We start from the raw sequence: 15,597 nt of genomic DNA on the forward strand, positions 1-15,597 counted from the left end.
AGGTGGATCGTGGCAGCACGCCGCAGTGAGAGGTCGGCCGAGACCGAGCAGGCGCTCAAAGCCGCCGCCCGGCGGCTGTTCGCCGAGCGCGGCTATCTGAACACGAAGATCACCGACATCACCGCCGCGGCCGATCGCGCCGCGGGCTCGTTCTACAACCACTTCGCGAGCAAGGAAGAACTGCTCCAGGCGCTGTTGAAGGACCTGGCCGACGAGAGCGACATCTCCGCCGCCGATCCCGCGCACATCGCCGACTTCACCGATCCGGCCTCGGTGCGCTACCACATCGCGAGCTACTGGGCCTTCGCCCGCAAGAACTGGCCGGTGCTGCGCGCTGTCCAGCAGGCCGCCTTGGTCAACGACGACTTCGCCCACATCGCAACACGTTTCGCGACCGAACAGCGCGACGAGGTGGCCGACCATCTCGACGGCTTCGGCCCGTCGGGCCCGCGCCTACCCGGCTCCGACGACGCGAGCCTGTCCATGATGTTCGCCTCGGCGACGGGCCTGCTGCAGGCGGTCGAGGAGGGCGGCCTGGCGCTCACCGACGAGCAGGCCGTGGACGCCCTCACCCGATTCGTCTACCGCGGCCTCACCGGCCGCGATCTGGACTGACGAAAACCTCAGGGCACCAGCACGATCGAGCCCGTGGTCCGGCGACCCTCCAGGTCCCGGTGCGCCTGCTCGGCGTCGGCGAGCGGATAGCTGCCGCCCACCCGCACCCGCAGCGTCCCCTCGGCGATGGCGTTCATGATGTCGCCTGCCCGCCACAGCAATTCGGCCCGATCGCGGGTGTAGTGCACCAGTGTCGGCCGGGTCACGAACAGTGAGCCCAGCGGGTTGAGCCGCTGCAGATCGAACGGCGGCACCGGCCCGCTCGCCCCGCCGAACAGCGCCACCATGCCCCGGATCCGCGTCGCGGCCAGGCTGGATTCGAAGGTGGACGCGCCGACCCCGTCGTAGGCCGCGGCCACGCCCTCCCCGCCGGTGAGTTCGCGGGCGCGCGCGGCGACGTCGCCGTCGTAGCGCAACACTTCGGCGGCCCCGGCCTCGCGCGACAGCTTCTCCTTGTCGTCGGTCGACACCGTGGTGATCACCCGCACCCCGCGCGCGCTCAGCAGCTGGGTCAGGATCAATCCGACCCCGCCCGCGCCCGCGTGCACGAGCACCGTCTCGCCCGGCTCGGGCCGGTAGATCGACTCGATCAGGTAGTGCGCGGTCATGCCCTGCAACAGCGCCGACGCCGCCACCGGCGCGTCCACCCCGTCGGGCACCGGAATCGCCACGGCCGCAGGCACGACCACCCGTTCGGCGTAACTGCCCGGCGCGGCCGCCCACGCCACCCGGTCCCCGACGCGAAAGTCGGTGACGCCGTCCCCGATCGCCTCCACCACGCCGCTGCCCTCGGCGCCCGGGATGTAGGGCACCGGCTGCGGGTAGCGGCCGGTCCGAATGTAGGTGTCGATGAAGTTGATTCCGATGGCCTGCGTCCGCACCAGCAGCTGCCCCGGACCCGCCTGCGGGTCGGGCACCTCCACCAGCCGCAGGACCTCGGGACCGCCGTGCTCGGAAACCTGGATGGCGCGCATGCCGACCAGTCTGACACCGGCGCGGAATCGGTGTGTGCGGCGGCACGCCGAGTGTGAGATGCACGGCGGTCCATGGACGCTGATTTACCGGTGGGTAAACTGCGACACATGAGCGCTACCGCCGCCCCGGCACCCGAGAAGCTGTCGCCGTCCGTCGTGGATTCCGTCAAGGGATTCGTCGCCGAGCACGGCGGTTCGGCGACCGCGGTGCTGCAGCCCATCGGCCGCATCGGCGTCCGTGTCACCCTCGTCGGCGCCGACGGCGTGCTGGGCGACCGGGTCGTCGGCTCGCTGGAGTCCGCCAAGTCCCTCGTCGAGACCATCGACGGCCTGACCGAGGCCGACGAATGGGACCGCGAGCTGATCTCCAAGGTGACCCCCGCGAAGGGGCACTGGGCCAGGATGGCGGGCTGGGTCGCGCGTCAGAAGCGATTCCCCAAGGCGCGCAACGAGAAATGACCGCGCCCGCAGCCGGCGGGGGCGGAAAGGACCGGAACGAGGTGCCGGGTCGGGTGACCAAACAGGCGCAGTTGCGGTCGGCCCTCACCACCCTGTGCGCCACCCTGCGTCCCGGTGAGATGCTGCCCAGCGAACGCCAGCTCTGCGACGACTACCGCGTCAGCCGCATGACCGTGCGCGAGGTGCTGGGCCAGCTCGAATCCGAGGGCGTCATCACCCGCGTCCCCGGCAAGGGCACCTTCGTGGCCGAACGGGTGGCCCGATCACGGCTGCACATGGCGTCGTTCACCGACGACATGCGCCGCCTGGGCCGCACCCCCGGCACCGTGGTGCTGCACACCGATTACGCGGTGCCGCCCGCCGCCTCGGCGAGCGCGCTGGGGCTGGCGGCGAACACCAAGGCGTATCACCTGGTCCGGCTGCGGCTGGCCGACGGCCTGCCCATGTCGATCGACGACGGCTGGTACCGCGTCGATCTGCTGCCGGATCTGCTGGACCACGAACTGACGCAGTCGCTGTACGCGCTGCTGTCGCGGGAGTACGACTGCCCGATCGACCGGGCCGAGCAGAGCGTGCGCGCGGTGGCCGCCGACGAACGGCACGCGGGCTGGCTGGGCACCGAAACCGGTTCCCCGCTCCTGGCTTTCGACCGCATCTCGTACTCGCGTGATCGGGCCGTCGAGCACGCGCAGTCCTGGTACCGGGCCGACCGCTACCAGGTGTACATGACCGTCTCGGCCGAGGACGCCTAGCGACCCGACGCCTGGAAACGACTGAGCCGCTGTCCCATCCGGGACAGCGGCTCTTGTCGTCGCGGGATCAGATGGTGAAAAGGACCGCGCCCGTGGCGATCTCACCGGCGACGACCCCGCGGGCCGAACCGGGGGTGCTGTCCATGACCACCACCGGCACCGCGGCGCTCAGACCCAGGCGGCGAACCGCGTTGGGGGAGAAGGTGATCAGTGGATCGCCGACTTCGACCCGATCGCCCTCGGCGGCCTTGACCTCGAACAGATCCGGCTTGCCGACGGTATCGATGCCGACGTGCAGCAGCACGCCGGTGCCGTCGGCGGTCACGATGACCGCCGCGTGCGGATGCAGCTTCACGATCGATCCGGCGACCGGGGCGACCACGGTGGTCGCGGTATCGGTGTCGGGGGGTTCGATGGCCGCGCCCGCGCCCACCATCTCCGCGGAGAAGACCGGATCGGGAACCTCGGACAGGGGCATGGAGCGGCCGTCGAGCGGCGCGAGAATCTCGGTGCTCATGGCCGTCAGATCATGTCGTTGATGTCTTCGGCGAGCGCGTCGGCGGTGGGTCCGACGACGACCTGCACCGCGTCGCCCATCTTCACCACGCCGTGCGCGCCGGCGGCCTTGAGCGCCTTGTCGTCGACCTTGCCCGCGTCCTTGACCTCCACGCGCAAGCGGGTGATACAGCCCTCCACCTCGACGATATTGTCGGCGCCACCCAGGCCCGCGACGATTTGATCCACTTTCGACATATTTCCTCCGTGCGTGTCGAGTAGACAAAGCTGGTTATAACCAGTATATGTCTGGTTATAACCAGTGACGCTAGCTGATCGTAGGCAGTGCGCGTGACACCATTCACAAACTGAGGACCCGCCATGGCCGACGCCGCCGCCGAGAGCTCTCGTAAGAAGCTCGATTTATCCGGACTGCAGAAGCTCGGCCGTAGCTTGATGCTGCCGATTGCCACGCTACCCGCCGCAGGCCTGTTGTTGAGGCTGGGGCAGGACGACATGCTCGGCCGATTCTCGCCCCTCCACTCGGTCGCCGCGGTGCTCGCGGGCGCGGGCGGGACCCTGATCGACAACCTTCCACTGCTGTTCGCGGTGGGTATCGCCATCGGCTGGGCGAAGAAGTCCGACGGGTCCACAGCGCTGGCCGCGGTGGTCGGATACCTTGCCTTCACCGGCGTCCTCAAGGCCATGTCACCGGTAGTGCTGGATGGTAGCTGTGGTCCGGTGCTGGGTTGGTTGTTCCGTGCGGCGCACTGGGATTGCCCCGTCGTGGCCGACATGGCCACCGCCAAGGCCTCGCAACTGGTGAACTTCGGCGTTCTCGGCGGCATCGTCATGGGTTTGACCGCGGCCTCGCTGTGGTCCCGCTTCCACCGCACCCAGCTGCCCGACTACCTCGGCTTCTTCTCCGGCCGCCGCCTGGTGCCCATCCTCACCGCGTGCGCCGCGGTCGTCATCGGCGTGCTCATGTCGTTCATCTACCCCGCCTTCAATGCCGCGCTCACCTGGCTGGGCACCACCGTCGCCGACCACTCGGTCGCCGGTGGCGGCGTGTTCGGCTTCGCCAACCGCATGCTGCTGCCGCTGGGCCTGCACCACATCATCAACTCGGTGGTGTGGTTCGTGATCGGCGACTACAACGGCGCCCACGGCGACATCCCGCGCTTCCTGGCCGGCGACCCGTCCGCGGGCACCTTCATGACCGGCTTCTTCCCGATCATGATGTTCGGCCTGCCCGCCGCGGCCATCGCCATCTGGCGGCATGCGCGCCCGGAGCACCGCAAGATGATCGGCGGCATCATGCTGTCCACCGGTCTGACCGCGTTCCTCACCGGAATCACCGAGCCACTGGAGTTCTCGTTCATCTTCGTGGCGTGGCCGCTGCTGCTGATCCACGCCCTCTTCACCGGATCCTCGCTGGCGCTGACCAACGCGCTGGGCATCCACGACGGCTTCACCTTCTCGGCCGGCGCCATCGACTACCTGCTGAACTTCGGCAAGGCCACGCACCCGCTGCTGCTGATCCCGATCGGACTCGGGTACGCGGCGCTGTACTACCTCACCTTCAGCTTCATCATCAAGCGCTGGAACCTGCCGACACCCGGCCGGGAACCGGACGAGTCCGAAATCGAGAAGGAGAACATCGCAGCATGATCACCCGAACCGCCGTCATCGCCTCGAAGACCGGACTGCATGCTCGGCCCGCTGCCCTGTTCGCCAAGGCCGCCGGGGAGGCCGGTGTGCCCGTGAAGATCTCGAAGGAGGGCAAGGAACCCGTCGCCGCCAACTCATTGCTGCAGATCATGACCCTCGGCGCCGAACAGGGCGACACCGTCACCCTGCACGCCGAGGACGGGGCCGAGGCGGCCCTCGATAAGCTGGTCGTGATGCTGGAGACAGATCTTGACGCGTGAGGTGCGCGGCGTCGCCGCCGCCCCCGGGATCGCGATCGGATCGGTGAAGTGGCTGGCCGCCGCGCCCGTCACCGGTCCGGACGACGCACCCGGGAGCGACGTCGAAGCCGAGATCGCGCGCGCGGAAACCGCTTTCGAGACCGTCGCGGGCCGGTACTCCGCGCAGGCGCTCGAGGCCGCCGGGCCGGCGGCCGACATCCTGTTCATGACCTCCGCGCTGGCCGCCGACCCGGCCCTGCTGGACCAGGTGCGCGCCGAGATCCGGGGCGGGACGCCGACCGCGCACTCCGTCACCCGGGCGGTCGCGCACTTCGGGGAACAGCTCACCGCGCTCGGCGGGATGATGGCCGAACGGGCCTCGGACCTGCGTGACGTGGGGCAGCGGGTGGTCGCGGAACTGCTGGGCGTGGATCCGCCAGGAATCCCCGACAGCGCAACGCCTTTCATTCTCGCCGCCCAGGATCTCGCGCCCGCGGACACCGCGACGCTCGATCCCGAGCGGGTGATCGGCCTGCTCACCGTGGCGGGCGGGCCCACCTCGCACACCGCGATTCTGGCCAAGGCCCTGGGCATTCCGGCCGTGGTGGCCGCGCCGGAGGCGGCCGGGATCGCCGAGGGCACGGAGATCGTGCTGGACGGGACCTCCGGTGTCGTGGAGCTCGAACCGAACGCGGCCCGTCGCCGGGAAGTCGCGGCTTTTCGGGCGCGTCAGGCGGACGCGCCGACCGGTCCGGGGCGCACGTCCGACGGCCACGCGGTGCCCCTGCTCGCCAATGTCGGCTCCGCCGCCGATGCGCGGCTCGCCGTCGAACTGGGGGCCGAGGGCGTCGGCCTGTTCCGGACCGAATTCCTGTTCCTGGACCGGAAGTCCGCGCCGACCGTGGCCGAGCAGACCGAGCGATACACGGAGATCTTCCGGGTCCTGGGCGACCGGCCGGTCATTGTCCGCACCCTCGACGCGGGCTCGGACAAGCCGCTGCCGTACCTCGACCTGCCGGCCGAGGAGAACCCGGCGCTGGGTGTGCGCGGACTGCGATTGAGCAGCGTCGATGAGGGGACGCTGCTCGGCCAGCTGACCGCGATCGACGCCGCGGTCAAGGCGACCGGGACCCCGGTCAAGGTCATGGCGCCCATGGTCGCCACCGTGGAGGAGGCGGCCTACTTCGCCGCCCGCGCCCGCGAGGCCGGGCTCGAGACGCCCGGCATCATGATCGAGATCCCCGCCGCCGCACTGCGTTCCGAGCAGCTCGGGGCGGAGGTGGAGTTCTTCTCCCTCGGGACCAACGACCTGTCGCAGTACCTGTTCGGCGCGGACCGGATGTCCTCGGCGGTGGCGGCGCTGCACGATCCGTGGCAGCCCGCGCTGGCCGCGACCATCGCTCTGGCGGTGTCCGGGGCCGCGAAGCAGGGCGTGAAAGTCGGGGTCTGCGGGGAGTCCGCGTCCAATCCCGACTTCGCTTGTGTGCTGGTGGGTCTCGGGGTGGAGACGCTGTCCATGGCGCCCCGCTCCCTCGCCGGGGTGCGCGCCCGGCTCGCCTCGGTGACCCGGGCCCAGTGTGAAGCCGCCGCGGCGGCGGTGGTGTCGGCCCGCACCGCCGCGGACGCCTTATCGGCCGCGCGAGCCGCCCTGGGGGCGGATACGTGAGGACCACCCTGCGGGGCCGGGTCGTCACACTCACCGAGGTGGGCGAGCTCGCCGACGGGGTGGTGTCGTTCGACGGCCCGTTTCTCGACTATGTCGGTCCGGCAGCGGAATTCGACTCTCAGCTGCCGGAGACGAACGAGGAGTCGCCGATCATCCTGCCGGGGTTGATCGACGTGCACTGCCACGGTGGCGGCGGATTCGGCTTCCCCGAGACCGATGCCGAGGGTGTGGCCGCCGCCGCCCGCTATCACCGTGGGCGCGGCACCACCACCCTGGTCGCCTCGCTGGTGTCGGCCACCGAAGCCGAACTGCGCGACCGCATCGATGTGCTCGGCACCGCCGTGGACGCGGGCCTGCTGGCCGGTATCCACCTGGAGGGCCCGTTCATCAGCCAGCACCGGCGCGGGGCCCACGATCCGGACCGGATCCTGCCCGGTGATCCGGCTTTGCTGGAGCGGCTGCTGGACTACGCGGGCGGGCGCATCCTGTCGGTGACCGTGGCCCCGGAAACCGCGAACTTCGACCAGGTGGCCAGCGTGCTCGCCGACGCGAATGTGATTCTCTCCCTGGGACACACCGTCGCCGACTACGCGCGGTCGGTGCACGCGCTGCGACGCGGGCGGCGGGTGTCGATCACCCACCTGTTCAATGCCATGCCCGAGCTGGCGCACCGCGACGCCAACTTCCTCACCGCCGCCATGGCCGCCGCCGGGCGTGGGGATGTGGTGGCCGAGGTGATCGGCGACGGCGTGCATCTGGCCGACGGGGTCGTGCGCATGGTCTTCGACACCATCGGCCCCGACAATCTGGCCCTCATCACCGATGCGATGGCCGCCGCGGGCCAGCCCGACGGCCGCTACCAGCTGGGCAGTCTGGATGTCGTCGTGAAGGACGGCGTCTCCCGCATCTACGACCCGAACGGCGAGGGACCCATCGCCGGTGGCACCGCCACCGCGTCGGATGTCCTGCGCCGCACCGTCTTCCAGGCCGGTGTCGACCTGACCGCGGCCGTGACCGCCGCCTGCGCCACCCCCGCCCGGCTGCTCGGCCTGGCCGGTGACCTCGGCGCGCTGTCGGTGGGGATGCGCGCCGACCTGCTGGTCACCGACCACTTCCTGGATCCCGTGAGCGTGTACAAGAACGGAGCGATATGGAACTCGTGATCACCGACAACGCCGCCGAGGCCGGTGTCCTGGCCGGCCGCATCATGGCCGACCACGTCCGCCGCGGAGCCCGCGCCATCGGTCTGGCCACGGGGTCCTCGCCTTTGGGCGCGTATCGGGAGCTGATCCGGCAGCACCGGGAGGAAGGGCTGAGTTTCGCCGGGGTGCAGGCGTTCCTGCTCGACGAGTACATCGGCCTGCCGCCGGGGCACCCCCAGTCCTACCGTCAGTTCATCCGCGACGAATTCACCGCCCACGTCGACTTCGCGGACGCCGACGTGCACAGCCCCGACGGCAATGCCGCCGACATCCCCGCCGCCGCGGCCGATTACGAGCGCGCCATCGCCGCGAACGGCCCGATCTCGGTGCAGATCCTGGGCATCGGCGCCAATGGCCACCTGGGCTTCAACGAGCCCGGCTCCTCGCTGCGCTCGCGGACCCGCGTGAAGACCCTGACGCCGAAGACCCGCGAGGACAATGCCCGCTTCTTCGACGACGACCTCGCGCAGGTGCCCACCCACGTGCTCACCCAGGGCCTCGGAACCATCAGCGACGCAGGCCATCTGCTGATGATCGCCACCGGCGACGGCAAGGCCGAGGCGGTCGCGACCGCCGTGGAGGGCCCGGTCTCGGCGTTCTGCCCCGCCTCGATCCTGCAGATGCACCCGCACGTCACGGTCATCGTCGACCCGGCCGCCGCGGCGAACCTGAAGGCCGTCGACTACTACCGTTTCGCGGTCGCGAACAAGCCTTCCTGGCAGAGTTTCTGACCGCTACGCGCCCGCCTGCATGGCCGCGAACGGGGCCATGTCGAAGTAGTCCCGCCACGCCGCGATCTTCCCGTCGCGCACCTCGAACACGCCGGTGACCGGCAGTTCGACCTTGTTGTCGCCGAGGCTGAATCGATCCGTGCGCTCGTTGAGCACGATGTTCCCGGTGACGGCCTGATGGTGGATCGAGAACTCGATCCCGCCGAACGCGCCGATGAACCCGCGCAGGAACTCCAGGATCGCGGCCTTGCCGACGAACGGATCCATCGGAATGTTGTGATACACGGCGTCCTCGGTGAAGAACTCCGCGATGGATTCCGGTGTGCCGGTGAGCCATTCGGCGCACAACGCGTTGACGACCTCGGCGGGGGACTGGCTGGCGTGTTCGATGCTCACTGCTGCGGGAGACCTTTCCTACGACGGACCTGACCTACAGCAGCCAAACTCCCGCCCCACCCCGGCACTGTCAACCCTCTTCTCGCCATGAGACTCGACCCCACGCCTGTCTCACCGACCCGCCCCGGCCTGCCGCTGCACGAAATCCCTCCTCACCGCCAATAATGATCCAGTGACCGAGCGCGCAGCGAGCCGCACCGCCATCCTGGTCTGCCAGGGCCGGGCTGTCGCCGACGGCCGACTGGGTATCGGCCGATTCTCCGACCCCATCGCCACCGAACTCCTGACCGACGACGAACGCGCCCTCGTCACCCTCGTCCGAGCCGGCGCGGTCCCGGCTTCCTTCGGCCCCCGCATGGAATACGAACTCCTCTCCGCCACGGCCGAAGTCATGGCGGTCCGCACCATCGCCATCGACGACGCCGTGCTGGCCGCCGCCAATCCCCAACTCGTCATCCTCGGTGCGGGCTTGGACGCCCGCGCCTGGCGGATGCCCGACCTGCGCGGCACCCCCGTCTACGAAGTCGACCACCCGTCCTCCCAGGCGGAGAAACGTGCCCGCCTCGGCGACCACGAATCCACTGCCGACATCCACTTCGTCGCGGTCGACTTCGCCAAGGACTCCCTCCCCGCCGCCCTGGCCGCCGCCGGCCACAACGACTCCGTCCCCACCACCTGGATCTGGGAAGGCGTCGTCCCCTACCTGACCCCGGCCCAGGTCGCCGCGACGGTAGCCGCGATCGCGCAGCGCAGCGCCCCCGCCAGCCGCCTGATCGTCACCTACCCCACCCCCAACCGCGCCTACAAGTACGGCCGCAAGGCCATGCAGCTCATCCTCACCCTCTCCGGCCGCCCCAACCCCATGGCCCACGAACCCCAACGCTCCACCTGGACCCCCCAAGCACTGTCAGCCCTCCTCGCGGCCCACGGCTTCACCGTCACCACCGACCGAGACCTCGAATCCCTGGCCGTGGAAACGAAAGTCGAGGGCAAACACCGCTCCCTCCGAGCCGACGGCCACATCCTCACCGCCGACCGCACCTGACGGGCGCGTGCCTACCCGGCCTTCCGACGACGCGGTGCGCGGATTCGATATAGGGGAGGACTATTTCGAGGAAGTCGATGGGGGCGGAGGAGAAGGGGAGGTAGCCGGTGGGGAGGGTGCGGAGTTCGGAGTCTGGGGCTGGTGGGGGTCAGCGTCAACGTCCTGGTCGCGGAACTGGGCGTTTAGAAGGGCACGTTCTTCCATCACTTCGGCTCCCGCGCCAACTACCTGCTGGCCTTGCGCCGCCACCATCGCCGAACCCGACTTCGAAGCCCCCTCCTGGCCGCACCCCGCCCAGGCCGCCCGCCTCTGGATCGGCATGGTCGCCGAAGCCGCCCTCCTCGAACTCCACGCCGACCGCCGCCAACCCGACGTCCGAGCGGCCCTCACCCCTTCCTGTGCTGACAGTTCAGCGTCGAGAATCGGGGGTCGCGGCAGCCTCGGACGCGTAATGGGAGGTCACCGCCTCCTGGCCCGTGTAGTTCGGCCCCGCGGACGGGTCCGCGCCCAGGTAGCGGAAGTCCCAGCGGGGCGTGCCGTGGCCGGTCCGGGTCAGACGGTGGGTTCGTGCGGAGTAGCTGAAACCGCTGTGGCGCAGGGCTGTCGAGAGTCGGCGGCCCAGCGGGGATCCGGTGGCATCGCGAATCGCGTCGGCGTCGAAATTGATCGCGAGGTGGCCGTCGGCTGCGAGCCACGACGACATGCGGGTCAGCGCGTCGAGTTTGTCGCCGACGTAGTGGATGGCGTGGACGCTGGTGATCAGGTCCATCGGGGCGTCGGGCTCCCAGGACAGGACCGAACCGGTGACCAGGTCGACGCCGGGGCGAGGTGTTCCGCCGAAGTAGCCGACCAGGTCCAATCCGGTGATCCGGGTGTGCCCGGACAGGGCCTCGGCCGCCTCGAAAAGCGCCAGGGCGCTGCCGCATCCGACATCCAGCCACCGCTGCGGGCCCGGCCGTGCGCTCAGCCAGGCGACGGGGTCGAAGCCGAGTTCGCGGCGGTAGGCGGGGAGGCGGCGGTCGCGGTTCATGGCGGAGTTCGCCACTACCGCGGTCCGTTCCAGGTGGGCGTCATCGAGCAGGTCGGGCACCTCACCCATCTTGCCGGGTGCGGATGAACGTCGACCAGCCGATCGCTCAGCTCCGTTCGGGTGCGGTGAGCAGCGCCAGGACCGTGTTGATCTGTTCGGGTGTCGGGGTCGGCAGGCTGTCGTGGCCGTGGATGAAACCGATGCCCAGATAGACCATGGCGCCCGCGCGCAGCCGGGCGGCTTCGGGGTCGAAACCCAGTTCGGCCAGGGCGGATTGGATGACCTGGAAGATTTGGCGGTCCAGCTCACGCACGCCGTCGGCGACCTGCGGGCGGGTCCGTGACCACTCGCGCACCGTGGCCTCGACCAGCCAGTTACGTTCCACGAGCAGGGCGCCCATCGCTTCGATGCGCTGTTCCACCGGAATCGAGTCGACCGCGGCGAGGTCGGCGATCACCCGGCCCTGGGTGGTGATCCAGTGGTCGGCCATGGCTTCCTCGAGCCGGCCGATGTCGTCGAAATGCCAGTAGAAGCTGCCCTTGGTGACCCCGAGCTCCGCGCACAGGCGCGGAATGCGCAGCGCGGCCGGTCCTTCGCGGGCCAGCAGGGCGAGTGCGCCGTCCACCCAGTCCTCGTAGGAGAGCCGTGGGGCGCGGCGGCCTCCGGCGCGTGCGGTGGTCGCCGAATCGCGTTGCTGCGTTTCGGCCTTCCTGGACCTGCGTGGTGTGGCGGCCGCGCGCGGTGGCTCGGCGGTCATCGGGGCCTGTTCATGATCTGCACTCCTCGATCGTAGAAGGCGGATTCCATACTTCAGGGTACCGATTCCATACTTCGGAGTATGGTGTGATTCGTTCAGGATCGGATCGAAAGGATCCCCATGTCGGTGGACACTCCCTTACCTCCCACTGCTGACCAGTCCGTTCCGGCGCGCTGCCCGACCGCCTTCCGCTATTGGGAGGGCCGGAACACGCCCGCCGCCAAGCGTTTCGAACGCGTTCTCACCGCGCTCACCGGCAGCGGGCCGTTCCCCACCGACGCGCAGGCGAGCGCATTGTGCGAGGACCTGTTCACCAGTGACCCGGTCGCCGAACGCTTCGTGGCAGAGGTGATGCACGGCGAGGCCGGGCCGCGGGCCGGGCGCGCCCTGCTCGACGCCGCGCTCGCGTCCGGCCTCGACGCGGTGCCCGACGCGCCCACGGCCATGCGGGAGCTGTTCGCCGAGTTCGACACTCGCCCCGCCTGGCTGGACCCGGACCTGGTGGAGCAGGGCGCGGCCATCTGGCGGCGGTGGGGCACCATGCTGTTCAGCTTCGCCGGGGCCGAGACCCTGGAGATGTACACCGAGGCCGCCGTCGCCACCCCGCTCTCACTGGCCGGCGGATACGCCGGGGACAGCGCGCTGCGGCGTTTCCTCGAGACCTGCCGCTTCTGGATCGACGTCTCCCAGCCGGGGGCGCTGCTGACCCCCGGGTCCGCCGGCCGCGCCACCGCGATGAAGGTCCGGGTCATGCACGTCTCGGTGCGGGCACGCGTCGCCGGGCATCCGGAGTGGGACACGCAACGGTGGGGGTTGCCGATCAGCCAGACCTACCAGCTGCTGACTCTGCTCGGCGGCAGCGTCACCCCGGCCCTGGGCCTGTGGCTGCTCGGCTATCAGACCACGCCCTCGGAAATCCGTGCGCTCCTGCATTTCCAGCGCTACCTGGGCCATCTGCTCGGCGTGCGGGTGCGCTGGTATCCCGAGTCGATCGCCGACGGCCTGCGGGTGCTGGCCATGACGATCGTCGCCAGATCCTACGATGCCGGAGCCCACGGCGCGGAGCTGATCGAATCGTATCCGGCGGCGTTCGCACCGCGTGCGAATCAGCATGGGCTGCAACGTGTGCGCGCCGCCTACGGCTACCGGATCAACTCCGTCTACGCGGCGATGTACATGGCCCCCGGCACCCGACGCCGCTACCGCATGCCCGCGGTGTTCCCGTGGATTCTGGTGCCGGTGGCGCGGTTTCCGCTGATCACCGCGATGGAAGTGGCGCGGCGGACCTGCCCGCCGTTCGCGCGGCTGCACGAGCGCGTCATGGTGCGCCACCGCGAGAACTGGTACCGCGCCCAAATGCTGGGCCGGGAAGCGCAATTCGACGCCACCGGCGCGTTGCGGCGCTGAAAGGAGCCGGACAGTGACGAGTATCGGTATCACCGAGGTCTGGAACGGACCGGGACGTCGCGACGGCGTCCTCACGACCGTCGAACCCCACCACAACGGATGGCATCCATCGCCGAGCCGAATGGCGTTCGAGCACTGGTACTTCGACGCGCAACTCGACAGCGGCCACGTCGTCGTCGGCTTCCTCATCAAACGCCGCCCGGAGGACCTGCCGTGGGCGCGGCCCTGGGTCGAATTGATCGTCTACACGCCCGACGGCGACCGGTTGCAGACGTCCAAGCGGTATTCGCCCGCGGCGACCAGCTTTTCGGCCGACCGGTGCGATGTGCGCATCGGCGATAATCGTGCCTGGTCGGAGGTCACCGCCGATGGGCTGCCCAGGCATCACGTGCGCTTGGCCGAAGGTGGCCTGGCCTTCGAGCTGACCTTCGAGAACGAGACGCCCGCGTGGATGCCGGGCAAGGGCGAGACTCGCTTCGCCGGTGGCGAGAGCTTCGGGTGGATGGTCGGCGCACCGCGTGCAAGAGTGCACGGCACGCTGGAAATCGATGGGCGACGGTCGACGGTGACCGGCCGCGGCTACGCCGACCACAACTGGGGCACCGGCGATATGAAACGCATCATCGATCGCTGGCATTGGGGTCGGCTCTACACCGACGACTACTCGCTGCTGTACGCGCAGGTTCTGACCCAGCCCAGGCAGGGCTCGCACGCCATCGCGCCGTTGATGCTCGCGTGTCAGGACGAAGTCGTGTTGTCCACGGGCGAGGCGGTTCTCACCGAGGGGCCGAAACGCCACGACCCGATCGCCGGGCGCGACTATCCGGAATGGATCGAGCTGCGCGTACCGGACCAGCTGGATTTACGTCTCACCGTCGACGCGGTCATTCACGCTCACGACCTGCTCGACGATGTCCCGGTCGTGCGATCGCGTGCCCTGCGCCCACTCCTGCACAGGCTGATCGGCCACCCGGCCTACTTCCGGTTCCGGTCCACCTTCGAGTTGACCGTCCACAACGGCGCCGCGCCCTACCGCGAATCCGGTACGACGCTGCACGAACTGGTCGCCCTGCGCTGAACCGCGCGGCAAGTGGCCGAGGTTGCGAGACCTACACGGCGCTCTGACCCGCCGGCATCGGCGCCGAGGCGGGCAGCGGTTCGCGAGTGCGCATCGCCGCCCACAGGGCGGCGGTGGCCGCGATGCAGGCAGCGGCGCCGCCCACGTGGACGACGACCAGCACGGCGGGCACGTGGGTGAAGTACTGGACGATGCCGACCAACGCCTGCGCGCACACCAGCGCGATCACCAGGATCATCCGCTGACGAAGGGTCTTGTTCATGCCGATCGCTGCCAGCCCGCACGCCAGGCCGACCAGCAACGCGAGATAGGCGACGAGAAGTTCGGCGTGCAGGTGCACCAGGGTCACGATCTCGACCTGGAGCCGCTCGACCTGCCGCTCGGCACTCTTGTCACCCGCGTGCGGGCCCGCGCCCGTGACCAGCGTGCCCGCGATCAGGGTGGCGGTCATCGCGACACCGCTCAGTGCGGTGAGCAGCCGCAGCGGCCGGGGCACTCGCACGGTGTCGATGCCGTCGTCGGGTTCGCCGACCTTGGCCCACAGCAGCGTGGCCAGCCACACCATCAACATCGACGCCAGCAGGTGCACCGCGACCGTCCACCACAGCAGCCCGGTGCGCACGGTGATACCGCCGATCACCGCCTGCAGCACGGTGCCGCCCGGCATCAGCCACGCGTAGATCTGCACCTCACGCCGCCGTCGTGCCCGAGTGACCGCGAGCACGATCGCCGCGGCGGCCAGCGACACCACGAAAGTCAGCATGCGATTGCTGAATTCGACGACCTGATGCACCACCGGCACCTCGGCCACCGCGGTCGGCACGAAGCTGCCGGGGAAGCATTGCGGCCAGGTGGGGCAGCCCAGGCCCGACGCGGTGACGCGGACGACCGCACCGGTCACCGAGATTCCGGCCTGGGACAGGATGACCAGGAAGGCGATGAGCCGCTGCACCCGCAGGGAGGGCATCGGGAACAGGTCGGCAAGTCGCTGGAAGGCGCGAGACAGCACGCACCGATGGTAGCGGGGGCGTATTTCGCCCCGTCACCCGCCCTACTACAACGTGTCGTTAAACACCCGGT

The 15,597-nt window shown here is 69.6% G+C and carries 18 protein-coding genes; 11 read left to right on the plus strand and 7 right to left on the minus strand.

Features of this window, described 5'->3' with window-relative positions; translation table 11 throughout:
- The first annotated feature begins 9 nt into the window (after positions 1 to 9).
- Complete coding sequence (locus tag ACFYTS_RS28455; protein ID WP_387308503.1) at positions 10 to 615, plus strand: TetR/AcrR family transcriptional regulator; 606 nt, start codon at positions 10 to 12, stop codon at positions 613 to 615.
- An 8-nt stretch (positions 616 to 623) separates the two neighbouring features.
- Here ACFYTS_RS28455 and ACFYTS_RS28460 read toward each other — a convergent pair whose 3' ends face one another.
- Positions 624 to 1,589 (minus strand): quinone oxidoreductase, encoded by a 966-nt coding sequence (locus tag ACFYTS_RS28460; RefSeq protein WP_357287642.1) that lies wholly within the window; start codon positions 1,587 to 1,589, stop codon positions 624 to 626.
- A gap of 108 nt (positions 1,590 to 1,697) precedes the next feature.
- Between ACFYTS_RS28460 and ACFYTS_RS28465 the strand changes: the two genes are divergently transcribed.
- The gene (locus ACFYTS_RS28465; protein ID WP_357287639.1) at positions 1,698 to 2,048 is read left to right on the plus strand and encodes a hypothetical protein; all 351 of its coding nucleotides are present in this window, start codon (positions 1,698 to 1,700) and stop codon (positions 2,046 to 2,048) included.
- Complete coding sequence (locus ACFYTS_RS28470; RefSeq protein WP_357287637.1) at positions 2,045 to 2,800, plus strand: GntR family transcriptional regulator; 756 nt, start codon at positions 2,045 to 2,047, stop codon at positions 2,798 to 2,800. The genes ACFYTS_RS28465 and ACFYTS_RS28470 overlap by 4 nt, the downstream gene beginning before the upstream one ends.
- A gap of 67 nt (positions 2,801 to 2,867) precedes the next feature.
- Here ACFYTS_RS28470 and ACFYTS_RS28475 read toward each other — a convergent pair whose 3' ends face one another.
- Together ACFYTS_RS28475 and ACFYTS_RS28480 are read right to left on the minus strand one after the other, a co-directional pair.
- Entirely contained in the window at positions 2,868 to 3,317 is a 450-nt protein-coding gene (locus ACFYTS_RS28475; protein ID WP_357287635.1) for a PTS glucose transporter subunit IIA, read from the minus strand.
- 5 nt (positions 3,318 to 3,322) lie between these two features.
- Positions 3,323 to 3,553, minus strand: a complete 231-nt coding sequence (locus ACFYTS_RS28480; protein ID WP_357199242.1) for a PTS glucose/sucrose transporter subunit IIB — start codon at positions 3,551 to 3,553, stop codon at positions 3,323 to 3,325.
- Positions 3,554 to 3,676: 123 nt separating this feature from the next.
- On the opposite strand from ACFYTS_RS28480, the gene ACFYTS_RS28485 reads away from it, so the two are divergent.
- From ACFYTS_RS28485 to nagB, 5 genes are read left to right on the plus strand one after another with little or no spacing between them, the layout of a single operon-like run.
- The gene (locus tag ACFYTS_RS28485) at positions 3,677 to 4,966 is read left to right on the plus strand and encodes a PTS transporter subunit EIIC (RefSeq protein WP_357287633.1); all 1,290 of its coding nucleotides are present in this window, start codon (positions 3,677 to 3,679) and stop codon (positions 4,964 to 4,966) included.
- A complete protein-coding gene (locus ACFYTS_RS28490; protein ID WP_357287631.1) occupies positions 4,963 to 5,226 on the plus strand; it encodes an HPr family phosphocarrier protein in 264 nt (87 codons plus the stop codon). Before ACFYTS_RS28485 ends, ACFYTS_RS28490 begins: the two co-directional genes overlap by 4 nt.
- Positions 5,216 to 6,871: a phosphoenolpyruvate--protein phosphotransferase gene (ptsP, locus tag ACFYTS_RS28495; protein WP_387308507.1), complete on the plus strand. Its 1,656-nt coding sequence runs from the start codon at positions 5,216 to 5,218 to the stop codon at positions 6,869 to 6,871. The genes ACFYTS_RS28490 and ptsP overlap by 11 nt, the downstream gene beginning before the upstream one ends.
- Positions 6,868 to 8,034: an N-acetylglucosamine-6-phosphate deacetylase gene (locus ACFYTS_RS28500; RefSeq protein WP_387308509.1), complete on the plus strand. Its 1,167-nt coding sequence runs from the start codon at positions 6,868 to 6,870 to the stop codon at positions 8,032 to 8,034. The genes ptsP and ACFYTS_RS28500 overlap by 4 nt, the downstream gene beginning before the upstream one ends.
- Entirely contained in the window at positions 8,022 to 8,804 is a 783-nt protein-coding gene (gene nagB, locus ACFYTS_RS28505) for a glucosamine-6-phosphate deaminase (protein ID WP_357287625.1), read from the plus strand. Before ACFYTS_RS28500 ends, nagB begins: the two co-directional genes overlap by 13 nt.
- Positions 8,805 to 8,807: 3 nt before the next feature.
- Here the strand turns inward: nagB and ACFYTS_RS28510 are convergent, their stop codons facing one another.
- Entirely contained in the window at positions 8,808 to 9,200 is a 393-nt protein-coding gene (locus tag ACFYTS_RS28510; protein ID WP_357083014.1) for a limonene-1,2-epoxide hydrolase family protein, read from the minus strand.
- A gap of 172 nt (positions 9,201 to 9,372) precedes the next feature.
- Here ACFYTS_RS28510 and ACFYTS_RS28515 point away from each other — a divergent pair, with 172 nt between their 5' ends.
- Positions 9,373 to 10,245, plus strand: a complete 873-nt coding sequence (locus tag ACFYTS_RS28515) for a class I SAM-dependent methyltransferase (RefSeq protein WP_387308512.1) — start codon at positions 9,373 to 9,375, stop codon at positions 10,243 to 10,245.
- Positions 10,246 to 10,654: 409 nt separating this feature from the next.
- Here ACFYTS_RS28515 and ACFYTS_RS28520 read toward each other — a convergent pair whose 3' ends face one another.
- Complete coding sequence (locus ACFYTS_RS28520) at positions 10,655 to 11,335, minus strand: class I SAM-dependent methyltransferase (protein ID WP_387308514.1); 681 nt, start codon at positions 11,333 to 11,335, stop codon at positions 10,655 to 10,657.
- Between the two features lie 46 nt (positions 11,336 to 11,381).
- Positions 11,382 to 12,032 (minus strand): TetR/AcrR family transcriptional regulator, encoded by a 651-nt coding sequence (locus tag ACFYTS_RS28525; RefSeq protein WP_387308516.1) that lies wholly within the window; start codon positions 12,030 to 12,032, stop codon positions 11,382 to 11,384.
- A gap of 120 nt (positions 12,033 to 12,152) precedes the next feature.
- Between ACFYTS_RS28525 and ACFYTS_RS28530 the strand changes: the two genes are divergently transcribed.
- The gene (locus ACFYTS_RS28530) at positions 12,153 to 13,439 is read left to right on the plus strand and encodes an oxygenase MpaB family protein (protein ID WP_387308518.1); all 1,287 of its coding nucleotides are present in this window, start codon (positions 12,153 to 12,155) and stop codon (positions 13,437 to 13,439) included.
- Positions 13,440 to 13,452: 13 nt separating this feature from the next.
- A complete protein-coding gene (locus tag ACFYTS_RS28535) occupies positions 13,453 to 14,517 on the plus strand; it encodes a lipocalin-like domain-containing protein (RefSeq protein ID WP_387308520.1) in 1,065 nt (354 codons plus the stop codon).
- 31 nt (positions 14,518 to 14,548) lie between these two features.
- On the opposite strand, the gene ACFYTS_RS28540 is transcribed toward ACFYTS_RS28535, so the two are convergent.
- Positions 14,549 to 15,526 (minus strand): heme A synthase, encoded by a 978-nt coding sequence (locus ACFYTS_RS28540; protein WP_387308522.1) that lies wholly within the window; start codon positions 15,524 to 15,526, stop codon positions 14,549 to 14,551.
- Between the last annotated feature and the right edge of the window lie 71 nt (positions 15,527 to 15,597).

Source organism: Nocardia sp. NPDC004151 (genome assembly GCF_042874235.1).
Taxonomy (GTDB): Bacteria; Actinomycetota; Actinomycetes; order Mycobacteriales; family Mycobacteriaceae; genus Nocardia.